The sequence below is a fragment of the Streptomyces sp. NBC_00400 genome (assembly GCF_036048035.1).
Taxonomy (GTDB): domain Bacteria; phylum Actinomycetota; class Actinomycetes; order Streptomycetales; family Streptomycetaceae; genus Streptomyces.
The window spans coordinates 5,555,509-5,570,756 of sequence record NZ_CP107940.1; the positions used below are offsets into that span (position 1 = coordinate 5,555,509).

General features: G+C 68.0%; 20 protein-coding genes. 17 read left to right on the forward strand and 3 right to left on the reverse strand.

What is annotated here, in order from left to right; genetic code table 11:
* Positions 1–61: 61 nt before the first annotated feature.
* Together OHS81_RS24260 and OHS81_RS24265 are read left to right on the forward strand one after the other, a co-directional pair.
* Positions 62–196 (forward strand): hypothetical protein, encoded by a 135-nt coding sequence (locus OHS81_RS24260; protein WP_328386779.1) that lies wholly within the window; start codon positions 62–64, stop codon positions 194–196.
* Positions 197–450: 254 nt separating this feature from the next.
* Positions 451–615 carry a hypothetical protein gene (locus tag OHS81_RS24265; RefSeq protein ID WP_328386780.1) on the forward strand — a complete coding sequence of 55 codons (165 nt, stop codon included), beginning with the start codon at positions 451–453 and terminating at the stop codon, positions 613–615.
* 649 nt (positions 616–1,264) lie between these two features.
* Here OHS81_RS24265 and OHS81_RS24270 read toward each other — a convergent pair.
* A complete protein-coding gene (locus OHS81_RS24270; RefSeq protein ID WP_328386781.1) occupies positions 1,265–2,587 on the reverse strand; it encodes a pentapeptide repeat-containing protein in 1,323 nt (440 codons plus the stop codon).
* Between the two features lie 239 nt (positions 2,588–2,826).
* Here OHS81_RS24270 and OHS81_RS24275 point away from each other — a divergent pair, with 239 nt between their 5' ends.
* Together OHS81_RS24275 and OHS81_RS24280 are read left to right on the forward strand one after the other, a co-directional pair.
* Positions 2,827–3,261, forward strand: a complete 435-nt coding sequence (locus OHS81_RS24275; protein ID WP_328386782.1) for a GntR family transcriptional regulator — start codon at positions 2,827–2,829, stop codon at positions 3,259–3,261.
* Positions 3,262–3,284: 23 nt separating this feature from the next.
* A complete protein-coding gene (locus OHS81_RS24280) occupies positions 3,285–3,845 on the forward strand; it encodes an HD domain-containing protein (protein WP_328386783.1) in 561 nt (186 codons plus the stop codon).
* Here the strand turns inward: OHS81_RS24280 and OHS81_RS24285 are convergent.
* A complete protein-coding gene (locus OHS81_RS24285; RefSeq protein WP_328386784.1) occupies positions 3,842–4,315 on the reverse strand; it encodes an NUDIX hydrolase in 474 nt (157 codons plus the stop codon). The two genes, OHS81_RS24280 and OHS81_RS24285, sit on opposite strands and share 4 nt — an antisense overlap.
* The gene (locus OHS81_RS24290) at positions 4,312–5,082 is read right to left on the reverse strand and encodes a helix-turn-helix domain-containing protein (RefSeq protein WP_328386785.1); all 771 of its coding nucleotides are present in this window, start codon (positions 5,080–5,082) and stop codon (positions 4,312–4,314) included. The genes OHS81_RS24285 and OHS81_RS24290 overlap by 4 nt, the downstream gene beginning before the upstream one ends.
* Positions 5,083–5,571: 489 nt before the next feature.
* Between OHS81_RS24290 and OHS81_RS24295 the strand changes: the two genes are divergently transcribed.
* From OHS81_RS24295 to OHS81_RS24355, 13 genes are all read left to right on the forward strand, one after another.
* Positions 5,572–5,730 (forward strand): hypothetical protein, encoded by a 159-nt coding sequence (locus OHS81_RS24295; RefSeq protein ID WP_328386786.1) that lies wholly within the window; start codon positions 5,572–5,574, stop codon positions 5,728–5,730.
* A 162-nt stretch (positions 5,731–5,892) separates the two neighbouring features.
* A complete protein-coding gene (locus OHS81_RS24300) occupies positions 5,893–6,075 on the forward strand; it encodes a hypothetical protein (protein ID WP_328386787.1) in 183 nt (60 codons plus the stop codon).
* 92 nt (positions 6,076–6,167) lie between these two features.
* A complete protein-coding gene (locus tag OHS81_RS24305) occupies positions 6,168–6,638 on the forward strand; it encodes a transcriptional regulator (RefSeq protein ID WP_328386788.1) in 471 nt (156 codons plus the stop codon).
* A gap of 92 nt (positions 6,639–6,730) precedes the next feature.
* Positions 6,731–7,045, forward strand: a complete 315-nt coding sequence (locus tag OHS81_RS24310; protein ID WP_328386789.1) for a hypothetical protein — start codon at positions 6,731–6,733, stop codon at positions 7,043–7,045.
* Complete coding sequence (locus OHS81_RS24315) at positions 7,042–7,707, forward strand: GGDEF domain-containing protein (protein ID WP_328386790.1); 666 nt, start codon at positions 7,042–7,044, stop codon at positions 7,705–7,707. The genes OHS81_RS24310 and OHS81_RS24315 overlap by 4 nt, the downstream gene beginning before the upstream one ends.
* Positions 7,704–9,020, forward strand: a complete 1,317-nt coding sequence (locus tag OHS81_RS24320) for a hypothetical protein (RefSeq protein ID WP_328386791.1) — start codon at positions 7,704–7,706, stop codon at positions 9,018–9,020. Before OHS81_RS24315 ends, OHS81_RS24320 begins: the two co-directional genes overlap by 4 nt.
* Positions 9,021–9,070: 50 nt before the next feature.
* The gene (locus OHS81_RS24325) at positions 9,071–9,304 is read left to right on the forward strand and encodes a hypothetical protein (protein ID WP_328386792.1); all 234 of its coding nucleotides are present in this window, start codon (positions 9,071–9,073) and stop codon (positions 9,302–9,304) included.
* A gap of 93 nt (positions 9,305–9,397) precedes the next feature.
* Entirely contained in the window at positions 9,398–11,602 is a 2,205-nt protein-coding gene (locus OHS81_RS24330) for a cell division protein FtsK (RefSeq protein ID WP_328386793.1), read from the forward strand.
* Between the two features lie 140 nt (positions 11,603–11,742).
* On the forward strand, positions 11,743–11,994 hold the full coding sequence (locus OHS81_RS24335; RefSeq protein ID WP_328386794.1) for a hypothetical protein: 252 nt from the start codon (positions 11,743–11,745) through the stop codon (positions 11,992–11,994).
* Between the two features lie 29 nt (positions 11,995–12,023).
* Positions 12,024–12,212, forward strand: coding sequence for a hypothetical protein (locus OHS81_RS24340; protein ID WP_263270825.1), 189 nt, complete (start codon positions 12,024–12,026; stop codon positions 12,210–12,212).
* A 9-nt stretch (positions 12,213–12,221) separates the two neighbouring features.
* On the forward strand, positions 12,222–12,692 hold the full coding sequence (locus tag OHS81_RS24345; RefSeq protein ID WP_328386795.1) for a hypothetical protein: 471 nt from the start codon (positions 12,222–12,224) through the stop codon (positions 12,690–12,692).
* A gap of 14 nt (positions 12,693–12,706) precedes the next feature.
* Positions 12,707–12,916: a hypothetical protein gene (locus OHS81_RS24350; protein ID WP_328386796.1), complete on the forward strand. Its 210-nt coding sequence runs from the start codon at positions 12,707–12,709 to the stop codon at positions 12,914–12,916.
* 85 nt (positions 12,917–13,001) lie between these two features.
* A complete protein-coding gene (locus tag OHS81_RS24355; protein ID WP_328386797.1) occupies positions 13,002–14,984 on the forward strand; it encodes a DUF3987 domain-containing protein in 1,983 nt (660 codons plus the stop codon).
* The last annotated feature ends 264 nt before the right edge of the window (positions 14,985–15,248 follow it).

Sequence of the window (15,248 nt, forward strand, 5' to 3'; positions counted from 1 at the left end):
GCGCCTAGCCGACACCTCACCCGCTTTGACACAGTGATTACCCTCTCGATGGCCTTGCGGGGTGCCTGACAACGAGAAGATGCCCCGCCCCAAGCGCCTGACCAGGGCAGAGGCCAAGGCCAGGACCCGTGAACTGCTGCTCGATGCCGCAGCCGAAACGTTCGCGAGGAAGGGCTACAGACGGGGCTTCCGTTGAGGAGATCGCGGATAACGCGGATAACGCGGGATACTCGATCGGCGCGCTCTAATCCAACTTCGCGGCAAAGAGCAACTTGTTCCTGGAGCTCCTGGGCACACGTGCCACCAGTCCCGTCGCCGAGGCAGCGCGCGTAAAACTCCGTTTCACTTGGTGAGTCGGCGGTAGCCGATGTGGGTGGCTGCTATGCCGTTTCACTTGGTGAGTCGGCGGTAGCCGATGTGGGTGGCTGCTATGCCGACGAAGGCGAGGATGTGTTCGGGCGGAAGGGCGGGCTGCTCGCCGGATCGGTCTTCCGCCGCATCTGGCGCAAGGCCCGAAAGGCCGTCCTCGACGAGCACGAGTACAGCTCGCCCGTCGGCAAGCGCGTGTACGACCTGCGCCACACCTGCCTGATGACCTGCGCCACACCTGCCTGACGACCTGGCTCAACAACGGCATCCCGCCGGCCCAGGTCGCCGCCTGGGCGGGCAACAGCGTCCCCGTCCTCTGGCCACCTACACACGCTGCATCACCGGACAGCTGACCGAACTCCAGGGGCGGCTCGAAGGGCCCCAGCGGCTGCCTGCCGTGCCCGCAGCCGTGAAGGGTCCGTCGGAAAACTTCGGGAAGTTTTCGGGAAAACCAGCCGCCGAGAGGCGATCAAAACCGGCGTCAGCCGGACTGGCAGCCTCGCCGCCGGGAGTCGTTCCTGCTCTGCCGAAGCAGTCACGACGCGTCCGTTAAACCGCTTCTGACCTGCAAAAAAGCCCTCCACGAGGGAGGGCTGGGCACCGTACGGGCGATGGCGCCCCCGGCAGGACTCGAACCTGCGGCCAAGTGCTTAGAAGAGAGTTATCCACTCCGGCCTGCTTGGCGTCCTGACCTGCTCCTTAACGATCGGCGAGCGGCACTTCGATGGCGACATCACCGCGCATTTGCCGGAACAGGACGTTCCGGCAGCGCGCAACGAGGGGCGCCGCGACTCGGGCAGCGCCCGTCTGCCGTAAGACCGCAGGGCGTGAGGCAGGTCGAGTCACGCTCGACGCAGCCATCTGTCATGACTGCGGCGCGCTTGCCATCGCCTCGTCACTCTGCCGCGTCGGCCCGTTGCGAACCTTTTGGTGTTTCCGGTGTTGATGCGCGGCGAGCTTCGGTTTTCTCGATGTTGGCTTGTATCGCGGGCTCGTTAGCGAGGCCATGGGGCAGCTTCGTGGTGCCATAGATGAACGCATGCTCCAAATGTTTCACTGTTATACCTTCCGCCTGAGCTAGGGCGGCATCCTCGATGCGCTCATCCGATGGGTCTGACCACCTGGTCTCCTTTTTCGCGAAATTTGTCTCTTCGAGATCCGCGAAAAAGAATTCTGCACCCGCGAGCTTGGCACCCAATAGGTCAGCCCCAGCGAGATCGGCTCCGCTGAGGTCTGCCCCTGTGAGATCCGCTCCTCTAAGGTTCGCCCCTTTGAGATCTGCACCGCTAAGGTTGGCCTTCCTGAGATCCGCCATCCTGAGACGCGCGCGGCGCATTTTTGCACCACTGAGGTTCGCCTCTTTGAATTTTGCTCTCGTGAGGTCTGCTGACTCCAGATTGGCGTACTTCAAATGCGCTCCATTGAACCTCCCGTCCCTGAGGGTCGCCCTGGCTAGTTTTGCACCGCGCACGAATCCTTCGATGTTTTCATCGACATGCAGGTTGATGCTTGGTTCCTCCATGCGTGCTGGACGGCGTCCAAGGACGGTAATGGCTGCTTGGATGTCCTCGGCAAGGGGTGCCGGAAAGTCGACCACGGTCACCCCTTTATTATTCGATTCCTTGGATTCTCTGGGGAGGGGCCGGGCGGCGGGAAGTTGAAAGGCGGGTCGGGCGGGTTTCAACGGCGACGCCGCACTTCGGGTGAATGCCGCAAGAACTTCGACGGTAGTGGCGTGATCTTTCTCGCTGTCCCGCATGATGCGTTCGAGCGAGTAGATTCCTCCGAGGCGTTCAGTGGCATTTTCTGATCCGAGTAGTTTGATCGCTTCGACGTAGCGTTCAGTTACCTGCCCTTCGCGAGACAACTGAGCCTCTTCACGGTCTTTGGCCTGCGTGTGCTGAAACTGATCTTGAGTGTGTTCGAACTGCCGCTGTGCGAGCGTGAACTGTTCTTTCGTCTGCTCGAACTGGCTTTGCGACAATTCATGGTTACGGTGTGTGTACCAAAGGCCGAGCGCGGCTACGGCGCCGGCGCCTAGGGCGACGAGGGTGGTGCGGAATCCGGTGATGACGACGCCATCGGCAGGCTGGAGGTTCTGTTCGCGGAGATGACTGCCGTCGATCCACCAGGGGCCGCGCCAGAGCAGGAGGGCGTAGCCGATGACCAGCAGGGCTAAGGCGGCGGTGACCACGATGCGTTTGGTGCGTGCACTCATGTGCTCAGCCTGACAGTCGCAGGCGAGGCCGGGCGGCGAACGGTTCGGCTAAGAGCCAGATTTGAGGTTGCTGGGCAACTGGCACTGTCAGCGCAGAAGGTGCTCACCCGGGGCCGACCTTGGAACCGAACGGCGTAGCACGGCGAGGCAGGGAAATCGGAGAGGTTTCGTGGCGTGCGAAGCTGGACCTGGCGCACGACGACAGCAGCCAGCGCCGAGGTGGATGGAGGGGAGATCCAGTGCCGCAGGCCAGTCCGCGAGGTACCTACTTGCAGATTTCGGAGTCTCTGCGACAGAAGATCGAGAAAGGCAAGATCAGCGAGGCGCTGCCTTCTGAGGCTGATCTGATGCGCACTTACGGCGTGGGTCGCAGCACCATCGGGCGGGCACTCAAGGCCCTGAAGGCTGACGGTGTGATCGAGTCCGTCCAGGGCGCCGGTTGGTACGTGGCTGGGACGGGCGACCGCCGGCCACTCGTGGACAAGGTTGTCGACCTCCTCCGGGCGGACGGGGTAGAGGTGGGCGACGCCTTCCCCTCAGAGAAGGAGCTGTGTGAGCGGTTCGGGGTGTCTCGTACGGCAGTGCGCTCCGCGATCGCGCAACTGGAGGGACGGGGGCTGGTCGCGATGGGCGCCAACCGCCGACGGCAGGTGCGCGCCCTCCCGTCCGGGTGAGGTGGACCGTAGCCTTGAGCACCATGGATCTCACTGAGCGGGCTTACAGCCTCGCTGAATCGCTGCTGTCCGGTCCGCTGCCGCGCCGCTGGGCGCACTCGCTCGGAGTTGCTGAGCGGGCCCGCTCGCTTGCGCCGATCCTCGACGGGGATGCTGCCCTGATGGAGGCTGCGGCTGTCCTCCATGACATCGGCTACTCGCCGAGCATCGCTTCCACGGGCTTCCATCCGCTGGACGGGGCCCGCTTCCTACGTGATCAGGAGGCCATGGACGACCGAGTCGTCCGTCTCGTGGCGCACCACTCGTGTGCCCTGCTTGAGGCTGAGGAGCGGGGGCTTCGAGAAGAGCTGGAGACGGAGTTCGAGTTGGAGCGGCCGGCACTCGTCGACGCGCTCTTGTTCTGTGACATGACGACGACCCCCGATGGTGGGTGCACATCCTCCAGGGACCGGGTCGCGGAGATCGTTGGGCGGTACGGACCGGACACGATCGTGGGCCGCTTCATCCAGCGAGCTGCCCCCGAGATCCACGCGGCCGTGCAGCGGGTCGAGGGGCGGCTCCGCGGAGCGGGTGCAGTCGGCTAACCGATGTAGGGGGCGGTGCGCGAGTCGTCCAAGCCGTGGTCGATCCGTAGCCGCATCGACGGATGGATGTCTAGCTTGTCGAGGTCCGTTGGGGAGACCCAGCGGACCTCTTTCGATTCGGAGCTGGTGCGCAGCGTGCCACCAATTGGCCGGGCGTGGAAGCAGATAGAGAACTGCTGACGGACCTCGCCGTCGTCGTACGCCATGACGTGCTGCGGATCGGTGTAGAGGCCGATGATGTCTTCCACGGCCACGGAGATGCCGGTTTCCTCTTTCACCTCCCGTATGACCGTCTGCGCGACGCTCTCACCTACGTCGTGGCCGCCGCCAGGCAGCGCCCACAGGTCATTGTCGGTCTTGTGGATGAGCAGGATGTCCCCGCTGTCGTCGCGGACGACGGCAGTAACGGATGGCACAACTGAGTTCGCCTTGGGGGCATTCGGGTCGCGGAAGTAGTCAATGCGGCTCATGTTGCTCCGCCTTCGAAGTCGGTTGGTGATGTGATCGGCCGGGCGCTCTCCCAGACGCGCTCAACGCTCTCTGCATAGGTGTCGAACAACTCGCCACCTGGGATGCGTTGGAGGTGGAGGACCGGCGCCATGTAGGCGCCGACGCCGTAGACATGGCCGTTCGCTAACAGCTCGTTGTCAGCGCGGTAGATCGAGTTGTAGAGCGTCGTGGCATGGAGCCTGAATTCCACGCCCGGCAGCCGGAAGAGCGGCGCGTAGTTGAGTAGCGCATTTCGGATCTTGGCAGCCATGGCCGACCCGATTCCTTCGTCGTTGCCTCGGACGGCTACGGCTGGACTGTTCGGGTCGCCCATCATGAAGCGCACCGGGACGCCGGCGGCCGACTTCTCTCGGACGAGCCGATGGAACCGTGGGTCCTCGGTCAGCCAGAACCCTGAGTACACCAGCACGTCGAAGTGCGTGGTGGCATCGGCGTACAGCTTGGTCCATGTGTCCTGCGGGACGACGGATCGGTGGGGGTAGAGCTTCAGTACCTCCGAGTCGCTGGACGCGGTTACTTCGTCAGAGGTCCGTTCGTCCGGCCAGAGGTACGAGACCTCACGGCGCAGCATCGACGCGACCGCGTACTGAAATCGCCGGTAGGGCTTGCGGTTTGGCTCAGAGGTCCAGCGTTCGACGGTCTTGGGCGACACCCCGAGACGCGCTGCGACCTGCTCAAGCGTGAGGCCGCTCTCCACGATCGCCCCGCGAAGCCTCTCGTTCGCCATACGGCCTCCCCCGTCTAGGACGTCCTGGGACGACTTCGACTCTAGCGAGTCGGGGGGAAGTCGTACATGCACGGAGTCCAACGTCCCGTGCTCAGTTGCCAAGCTGGTCATGTCGCTGATCGAGGGCGGCAGTTCCGGCACCGAGAACCCGAGGGTTGACGACCCGGATCCGATCTGCCACGGTGAGAGACATGTAATACATGCATCGCTTCGGGGCTGCAGGTGTTGCTGTTCCACGCCGCCCGGAGGACCCCGTGAAACGGGCCCGAAGGAAGCGGTCGTTCCTTGACAACTGAATGGGGATCACGCCGCCTCTCCTCGGCCAAGTAGGCGGTCACGCGGTCTCCGCGTGATGAACAGCGCCATCTCATCCTTCGCAGCGCACACGTGTGCTGCGGCCGGTTGCCTCCCTCGCCCGTCCGGCCCTGTGCGGTACGGGCGGGGCTGAGGGGAGCCGGATAGTCCGGCCCTTCCGATGAAGGAGCACACATGTCCCGTCTGGTCATTGGCTTCGGCGATGACGGCGAGTTCCGCAACGACATTCAGGACCAGGCCAGCGAGAGCTACACGGTGACCGCCGGCCCGAACGAGACCGTCACCGTCATCGACGGTCAGATCCAGGTCGCCACGGACGACGACACCAACTGAGCGTCCCCCACCACCGCCGCTGATGCGTTGCCCGATCCGCCCGTCCCGCACGGGCGGTGAGGGGAGCCGAACAGTTCGGTTCCAAAGCCAGGACACGAAGCAGGGCACGCCCTCCGCCTGGCAGCTGTCGGGCGCGCCCTGTGATCCCAGAAAGGATCGAAGGTGAGCATATTCCGCTCCCGCAGCAACGCACAGTCCAGCGAGGTCGAGCAGCTGCACGCTCAGGCCCGCGAGGACTACCGCACCCACAACAGCCCGGAGAACCAGGCAGTCGCCCGCGAGCAGGCCGGGCACGCCCGTTCGCAGGGCAACGCCGCCGCCGGCGCCTGGCGCGGACACAAGTAGCCGTACCCACGCACTTGCCGGGGCGGTCGCCTCTCACCACATCACCGCGACCGCCCCGGCTTCTTAGTCCCTTCGACAACAAGGAGCCACACATGGAATCCGCTACCTTCGCTGCTGTCTTCATCGCCCTGTACGTCGCCCACAGCGTGGGTGACCACTGGGTTCAGACTTCGCACCAGTCGGCCACCAAGGGCCGCCCCGGCTGGGTCGGTCGTCTCGCTGACGCGCGCCACGTAGCCACTCTCACGGCCACAAAGCTGGCCTTACTCCTGCCGGTCGCCGCGCTGCTGGGGCTGCGTCTGTCGGTACTTGGCCTGGTGATCGGCCTGGGCGTGGATGCGGTGACGCACTGGTGGGCCGATCGCCGCAGCACGCTGGCGTGGCTGGCCAAGGTCACCGGCAAGGCCGAGTTCTACGGACTCGGCACCGCCGCCCACCCCGCGCACCCGACCACTGCCGAAGGCAAGCCCGCCGCTCACCTCGGCACGGGTGCCTACGCGCTGGATCAGTCCTTCCACCACCTGTGGCTGCTCATCGCAGCCGTCCTGATCGCCACCGTCTGACCCCGCTACAGCTGCACCCGCTGGGGCGGTCGCCTCTCACCACAAGACCGCGACCGCCCCGGCTCTCCGTCCCTTCGACACAGGAGCAAGCCATGCGTACGTACATCGGCAACCAACAGATCTTGTCCACCGGCGAGTTCGAGGAACTGGCCTTCGGGTTCGAGGAGCGGCCGCTGGGCATCGACCGTGACCTGTTCCTCAGCCCGTTCGAGCCGGAGACCGCTGACGAGCGCGCGGCCCGCCTGGACGCGGCCGCCGACATCCTGGCGGACTTGCGGGAGCAGGGCGAGCACGGCGACGAGATCGCCGCGTGGGACGCCCTCTACGCCGACGCCCTGACCGCCGTTGCGCCGCTGCGGTGCGTGCGCCGCGTCCGTCGATCGGACGGAACGGGGGAGGCGGCATGAGCCAGACTCTGACGATGCTGGCGGCTGTGGCGCCTCTGGCGGCCGGATGGTCCCTGCACTCCCGGCGGCTGCACCGCCGCATCGAGGCAGCCCGCAGGGACCCGTTGACCGGTCTGCTGACCCGGGACCCGTTCCAGGCCCGCGCTCGGAAGATCGCGGCGGCTGGGGCGTTCGCGTTTGTGGTCATCGACCTGGACGGCTTCAAGCAGATCAACGACACCTACGGCCACGCTGCCGGGGATGTTGTGATCGCTGCAAGCGGCCAGCGCCTGGGCGAGTGGAGCCGCAGCCACAGCGGGGCGGCCGGCCGCCTCGGGGGCGATGAATTCGCCGCCGTCATCCGCGTCTCCGAAGCCCGGGAGCTGCGCGCAGCCATGAACGCGCTGACCGCGTCGCTCGCCGCGCCGGTGGAGTTCGAAGAACACCTGATGTGGGTGGGGGCATCGGCCGGAGTCGTCCAGCAGCACACCGGCAACCGCGTCGCGGACCTGTCGCAGTTGATGCGGCGCGCGGACGAGGTCATGTACGGCGCCAAGCAGACCGGTGGCGGCTGGATGGTCGGAGCCGACAATGCGGCTCCCGCCTACCGGACGGTCAATGGCCGCCGGGATGGCCGCCGCGGCACCAGCGCGGACCACAGCCTCGAAGGAGGGTCGCTGTGAGCCAGATCTACAGTGCGCGGGGCGCGCGGCAGATGGACGCGGCTACCGTCGCCAAGGCCAACGCCGAAGCCGACCTGCTGCGGGCCCAGGCCGCCGCCGCGGCCGGCAAGGCCAACATCGACGTCGAACGCGTCCGGCGGGAAACCGCGGCCCAGGCCCGCCGCGAGCGGCGCCAGGAGCGCGAAGAGAACGCGGCGGCCCGCCGGGAGCGGCGCCGTGCCGCATTTGCTCGGCTCGGCGGCCAGATGGGCGCGCACCGCGTGACGCTGGTGACCGTCGTGGTCATCGCGCTTTTCGTGTCGGTGGCGCTGCCCGCGCAGATCGACTTCCTGGGCAGCCGCTGGGCATGGCCGATGGCCGTGGCCGGCGGGGTGTCGCTGGAGTCCCTGACGTGGATGTTCGCCATCCAGGGCCAGCGCCGCGAACAGCGCGGCCTGTCCGCCGGCGTCCACCGCGCCGGAACCTGGTCGGCCGCACTGGTGGCCGCCGGCATCAACCTGGCGCACGGCGCGCAGATGTGGGGTTTCGGCTTCGGCGTGGTCGCCGCGGTCGGCTCGCTGGCCGCGCCGGTGGCGTATGAGACCTACCGCCTGTCGGTCTCCGAGGACGACACCGGCGCCAGCCCGGAGGAGATCCGGCACAACCGGCGCCGGCGGCGCCACCACCGCAAGGTGCACCGCGCGGCAACCCGGCTGCGGTGGGCCACCGTCCCGCCGATGGATGAGGCCCGTGCGTGGGAGACCGCCTGGCGGATGGTCCACGCCGCCGAACCCGGCGTCACCCGCCGGGATCTCAAGCGGCACACCAAGCGAGCCGGGAAGATCGCTCAGCTCGTCGCCGAGCACGCGGATTCTGGGCCGCTGCCCTCGCTGGAGCTGTTCACCGGCCCCCGTACAGACGCTCCCACGCCCGTGCCGGAGCAGGAGCGTACGGACTCTGAAGAGGGGGCCGGGGAGCGTACGCAAGACCGTACGGACGAGACCGCGAACGGCCCGTACGAGCAGGTCAAGCCCCGTACGCCCCAGCCCCCGAAGCCGACACGTACGGCACCCGTACGGCCTGCCCGTACGGGTGGACGGGCCGCCTCGGACAAGGCGTACGAGGAAGCGGAGCTGGAGCGTACGCGCCAGCGCGCCGAAGAGGCGTACGCGCAGTCCCTGGACGCCGGAACGCCGATCGGCCCGGCCGCGCTGGGCCGGGAGTTCGGCTTCTCCGAAGGCTGGGCCCGCAAGCGCATCAAGGCCGTGGACGAACGCCGCGCCACCGCCGCCCGCCAGGGCCTGCACCTGGTGCCCGCAGCTGCGGCCCGCTGAATAGCCGCCCAACAGCCCAACCATCCATCGAACACCTGAGGAGCACCGTTGTGACCAGCCAGACCACCGCCCCCTCCGCCCAGCAGCAGGGTTCGCACCACTGGGTCATGACCCTGGAGCTTCCCGGCCGTGCCATGAACACGCTCTACGGCACCTGGACCCCGCCCGAGGGCGCGACCCGCCATGACGTCTTCATGGCCATCAAGACCGACATCGGCCGGGAGGCCCCGGAGATGACGCGTGCCAACGTCGTCTTCTTCTCGCTGGAGCCCAACCAGCTATGACCCGCTCCCACTTCGCTCAACGGGGCCCGGACGTCTGCCGGCCAAAGCGCCGTCCGGGCCCCTTCCACCTCCCGTTTCCGGAAGGAAGCAGCAGTGAATCACGACGACGACCGCGAACTGTTCAACCGGCTTGAAGCCGACATGGCCGCCGACGCCGCCCGCCAGGAGGGCGCGGAGGTGGTGGACCTGGGCAAGGCCCGCTCCGCCCGCGATGCGGCCGAGGAATCGCCCGCCCCGGAGCCAACCACCGACCGCCCGGCGGAGCCGGATCCGTCCGCTCGCGTGCTGGTGGACGGTCCCGACGTCAAGGGCCCCGGCTACCTGGGCAGGCTGATGGGCGCCAAGCGCCGGGCGATCGTCCCGGAGTGGCTGAAGTCCACCAACGAACTGAAGACCGCCGCCACCTGGGTCGCTGGCCACTACGGCCACATGACCGGCTACCACGCCCTGCGCACACCGGTCTACGCCGCCCGCCTGGCCTTCCAAGCCCCGCGCGGGGCCGCGAAGTTCCTCGGTGGCACGATGCGTTGGGCCTCCGACGCGGAAGGCGACCCGGTGCGCCGCGCCATGGTGACCAAGGAGGACGCGGCCACCTACCTCAAGCTCTCCCGCCAGCGCGACGGCCGCGTCCGGCTGCGCACACTCGTGGTCACTCTCGCCACGTTCATGGGCCTCGGGGCCGCGCTCGCGCTGTATGTGCTGGCCCCGGCCTGGCTCATGGCGGTGTCGGTGAGCGCGGTGGTGCTGGCCCTGGGCTGGGCCGGGGACGCGGCCGATGACCCGGTCATCAACCGGGCCGTGGAGCTGCCCAAGGCCCAGAAGCTCACCTCCGACATCGTCCTTCGGGCGCTGGGCGCGCTCGGTATCCCGGCGATCAACCAGGCCCAGTCCAAGGGCCGCGAAGGGTTCACCTTCACCGCACCCATCACCCGCGACGGCCCCGGATGGCGCGCCGAAGGCGACCTCCCGTACGGCGTGACCGTCACCGACGTCATCGAGCGCCGAGACAAGCTGGCCTCGGGTCTGCGCCGGCCGCTGGGCTGCGTGTGGCCCGAGGCGGTCCCCGACGAGCACACCGGCCGCCTGGTGCTGTGGGTCGGCGATCAGGACATGTCCAAGGCCAAGAAGCCCGCCTGGCCGCTGGCCAAGTCCGGCACGGTGGACCTGTTCAAGCCCGTCCCGTTCGGCACCGACCAGCGCGGACGCTGGATCAACGTCACCCTGATGTACATCGCGGGCATCATCGGCGCCATCCCCCGCATGGGCAAGACCTTCCTGCTGCGGCTGCTGCTGCTCATCGCCGCCCTCGACCCCCGGGCCGAGCTGCACACCTACGACATGAAGGGCACCGGCGACCTCGACCCCGTCGGCAACGCCGTCGCCCACCGCCACGCAGCCGGGGACGATGACGAGGCGATCGAGTACGCCATCCGCGACTTCCGGGAGCTGCGCAACGAGCTGCGGCGCCGCACCAAGATGATCCGCTCCCTGCCGCGCGACATCTGCCCGGAGTCGAAGGTGACGTCCGAGCTGGCCAGCAAGAAGGAACTGGGCCTGCACCCCATCGTGGTCGGGGTGGACGAGTGCCAGGTGCTGTTCGAGCACCCCAAGTACAAGGACGAGTTCGAGGAGATCGCCACCGACCTGGTCAAGCGCGGCCCCGCCACCGGCATCGTGCTGCTGCTGGCCACCCAGCGCCCCGACGCCAAGGCACTGCCCACCGGCATCTCCGCGAACGCCTCGGCCCGCTGGTGCCTGAAGGTCATGGGCCAGCTGGAGAACGACATGGTCTTGGGCACCTCCGCCTACAAGCGGGGCGTCCGGGCCACGATGTTCTCGTGGGGCGACAAGGGCATTCACTACTTCGTCGGCGAAGGAGCCGATGCCCGGATCGTCGGCTCCGTCTACGTCGATGGCGTCGGCGCCGACGCCATCGCGCTGCGCGCCCGCAAGGCCCGCGAGGACGTCGGCCTGCTCTCCGGTCACGCGCTGGGCGAGGAGCCCGAGGCGAACGCCTCCGCCGTCTATGACCTGCTGCGGGACCTGCTCGGCGTGATCCCGGCCGAAGAGGCCAAGGTCTGGAACGAAACCGTCGTGGCCCGCCTGGCCGAGCTGCGGCCCGACGTCTACGGCGAGTGGGCCGCCGAACAGCTCACCGCGGCGCTGAAGCCGCATGGCATCGAGACCGTCCAGATCGGCCGGCGCATCAACGGCAAGGTCGTCAACCGCCGCGGCATCGAACGCGCCCACATCACGGTCGCAGTAGCGGAGCGTGACGGAAAGCGGGACGCCGGATGAGCCTGCGGGGCCGCTATCGCTAGCAGTGACCCTCGCTAACGTTAGCGGCCCCGCTAGCGCCCCACATCACTTCTGATCAGGCTGCTAGCGGATAGCGGCCCACCTGCGGAAACCCTCGAAAACCGCCCTGGAGGCCGTTCATGACCCCCATCAGCTTCGCTATCGCCTGCCTGGCGATAGTCACGCTCTGTTATTTCGCTCTGTGTGCTGTCTCGCCGTTCGGTGACTGCCGCAGGTGCAAGGGCTTCGGCTACGCGCTCAAGAAAGACCGCCGCGGACGGCTCCGCCCCGGCAAGACCTGCCGCCGCTGCCGAGGCGACCGCAAGCGCATCCGCGTCGGCCGCCACCTGTTCAACGTCGCAGCCCGCCTCCACCGCGACGGCACCCGCTGACCCCACCACCTCACGCCAAGGAGGCCCCTGTGGCCATCACCGTCTCGCTTGTCGCCCTGTTCGGCCTGGTCCTGTTCTTCCTGCTCCGCTCCAAGACCCTCGGCTGGGGCTCCGCCTTCATCGCCATGATGTTCGGCTTCTTCCTCGCTTCCACCGGCGCCTCCGGCCCCATCAACCAGCTCACCCACGCCGTCATCGACGCCATCGGCAACCTGTAGGAGCCCGCCATGAACGAGCCCACCGCGCCCCGCCGCCCACCTGGGCATCATCAGGCGGCCGTCACGGTCCACCACCCCACACCGATCACACCCGCACCCACCGCACCGCTCGTCCCCGTCCAGCCGGACAACGTCCCCACGGTGGCGAGCGTGGTTCTACCGGACGGCCGGGTCGTGACCGGCTACGCCATCGAGGCCGCCAAGCCCGAACCGGTCGCGGCCAAGCCGGCCGTCTCCCGGGCAGCAGTGAACATCGCCCTCGGGGGCATCGGATTCGGTGCGGTCTGCGGCGGGCTGTTCCTGCTGACCACGTTCATCGCCGCGCTCGCCGCGCTCATCCACCAGCTCATCGTGCTCGCCGCCGTCATCTTCGGCGGCTGGGTCGCCGTTCAGGTCTTCAGCGCCACCGGCGACCGTGCCGGGGTGACCACGGTCCACATCCGCAAGGCCGTCATCAAGCGCAACCACTTCCACCACTGAGCAGGGGAAACCAGATGGATATCGATCCCGACGAGATCGTGACTGTGGAACTCGACACCTACGACTGGGAGCGCAGTTACTCCCGTCTGCTCACCCTTCGCCAACTCGGCGAACTCCTCCTCCATTTCGACGCCATGGCCGACGAGACCGAGGCCGCCTACGAGCGCAACCGCGCCCAGCCTGTGGCGTCGTCCCTGGGCCACGGTGGAGCCGTCGAGGAGTGAATACGCCCGGGGCGGTCGCCTCTCACCACAAGACCGCGACCGCCCCGGCTCTCCGTCCCTTCGAAGAAACAGGAGAACCCCCAGCATGACACCTGAGCCCGCGCACGCACACCACGCCACCGTGCTGCCGATGCGCGACCGCACCGGCGACGACTTCACCCGCATCCCGCCCAACGACGTGGATGCCGAACAGGCCGTCGTCGGCGCCCTCATGCTCGCCCCCGACGTCATCGCCGAGGTCAGCGCGGTCATGGACCCCGCCGACCACTACCGCCCGGCCCACGAGACCATCCACCGCGCCACTCTCCACCTGCACAGCCAGGGCCAGCGCGCCGACCCGATCACCCTCGGGCACCACCTCGAACAGGTCGGAGACCTCCACCGCGTCGGCGGCCGGTCCTACCTCCACACCCTCATCGACGCAGTCCCCACTGCCGCCAACGCCGTGTACTACGCCGAGATCGTTCACGAGCTGGCACGGCGCCGCCGCAGCATCGAAGCAGGCACCCGCATCGTCCAGGCCGGCATGTCCCCGGACGCCACCCCCGAGGACCTGCGCGAAGCCCTGGCACTTGGCGCCGAGACGCTGCCCGGCGTGTGGGCGGAGCCGATCCCGCTCAACCACCAGCCCAAGCTCCCCACCTTCCCCACCCACACCCTGCCCACCTGGCTGCGGGAATTCGTGGACGCCGTGGCGGAGGAGACCCAGACCCCGCCCGATCTGGCCGGAGCGCTCGCCCTGGCCGTCCTCGCCACGGCCGCCGGCGGCCGGGTCATCGTCCAGCTCCGTGGGCGCTGGCGCGAGCCCACCAACCTGTTCGTCGTTGTCGCCCTGCCGCCCGGCAACCGCAAGTCGGCCGTCTTCTCGGCCATGACCGCGCCGCTGCGCGCCGCTGAGAAGCTGCTCGTCTCCCAGGCCGCAGGGAGCATCGCTGAGGCCGAGGTGACCACCAAGATGGCCCGCGAAGCGGCCGACAAGGCCGCCGCCCAGGCCGCCAAGGCCGAAGGCATGGAGCGCGACGGGCTGACCGCCGAGGCCATCGCGCTCGCCCAGGCCGCTGACAGCCTCGAAGTCCCCGTCTCCCCACGCCTGCTGGCCGACGACTCCACCCCCGAAACCGTCACCACTCTCATGAGCGAACAGGGCGGACGGCTGTCGGTGATGTCCGCTGAAGGCGGCATCTTCGACATCATCGCCGGCCGCTACTCCGGCACCCCCAACATGGAGGTCTTCCTCAAGGGCCACGCCGGAGACTGGCTCCGCGTGGACCGCCGCACCCGTGCCGAGAACATCGAGGCCCCGGCCCTGACCATGGGCCTGGCCGTCCAGCCCGACGTCCTGGAAGACATCGGCAAGAACCGCGGCTTCGACGGCCGCGGACTGCTCGCCCGCTTCCTGTACGCACTGCCCGAATCCCTCGTCGGCTACCGCAAGGCCAACCCCGACCCCGTCCCCGAGCAGGTCGCCGAACGCTATGAGCGCACCATCACCGCGCTCACCCTGTCTCTGGCGGAGTGGACCGACCCCGCCGTACTCCGCCTCACCCCCGAAGCGGACAAGGCCCTCAGCGCCTACGACCAGCGCATCGAACCCCAGCTCCGAGCCCGGGGCGGGCGCCTGGGGCACATCACCAAGTGGGCCAGCAAGCTGGTTGGCGCTACCGCCCGCATCGCCGGGCTCCTGCACCTGGGCCAGCACCTCGAAGACGGCTACACCCGGCCCATCAGCGGCGCCACCATGAACGCCGCCATCGAAGTGGGCGACTACTTCGCGCAGCACGCGCTGACCGTCTTCGACCTGATGGGCGCTGACGCCACCCTCGCCCGTGCCCGCAGCCTCCTGGCGGTCCTGGAGGACAACGGATGGGAGAGCGTCAGCCGCCGCGACCTGTTCGCCAAGCTCTCCCGCTCCGAGTTCCCCACCGTCGCCGACCTGGAGCCGGTTGCCGCGCTCCTGGAAGAGCACGGCTACCTCCGCAGCGAGACCCCGCCCCGCACTGGCAAGCGCGGCCGGCCACCAGCCCCCCGCTACCTCATCCACCCCCAGGTGAGGCAGCCCAAGGCATGAGCCCGCGACCACGCTCCCGCGCACGAGCCCTTACGCAGAAACCGCAGAATCCGCAGAAACCAATGGCCACCTCCGCTGACCAGCGGCAACGCCCAACCGGCTACGCATCCGCAGAAATCCAAGAAATCGCCGCAGAAATCAGCCCGGCCACGCCGCCGCGCCAGAGGCCGATCCCGGCCGGCACTCCTGCCGCTTATTTCTGCGGAGATTCGCGCGATTTTTGCGGCAACTGCCCCCACACCCCCATCGCCGCAGGTCACACCG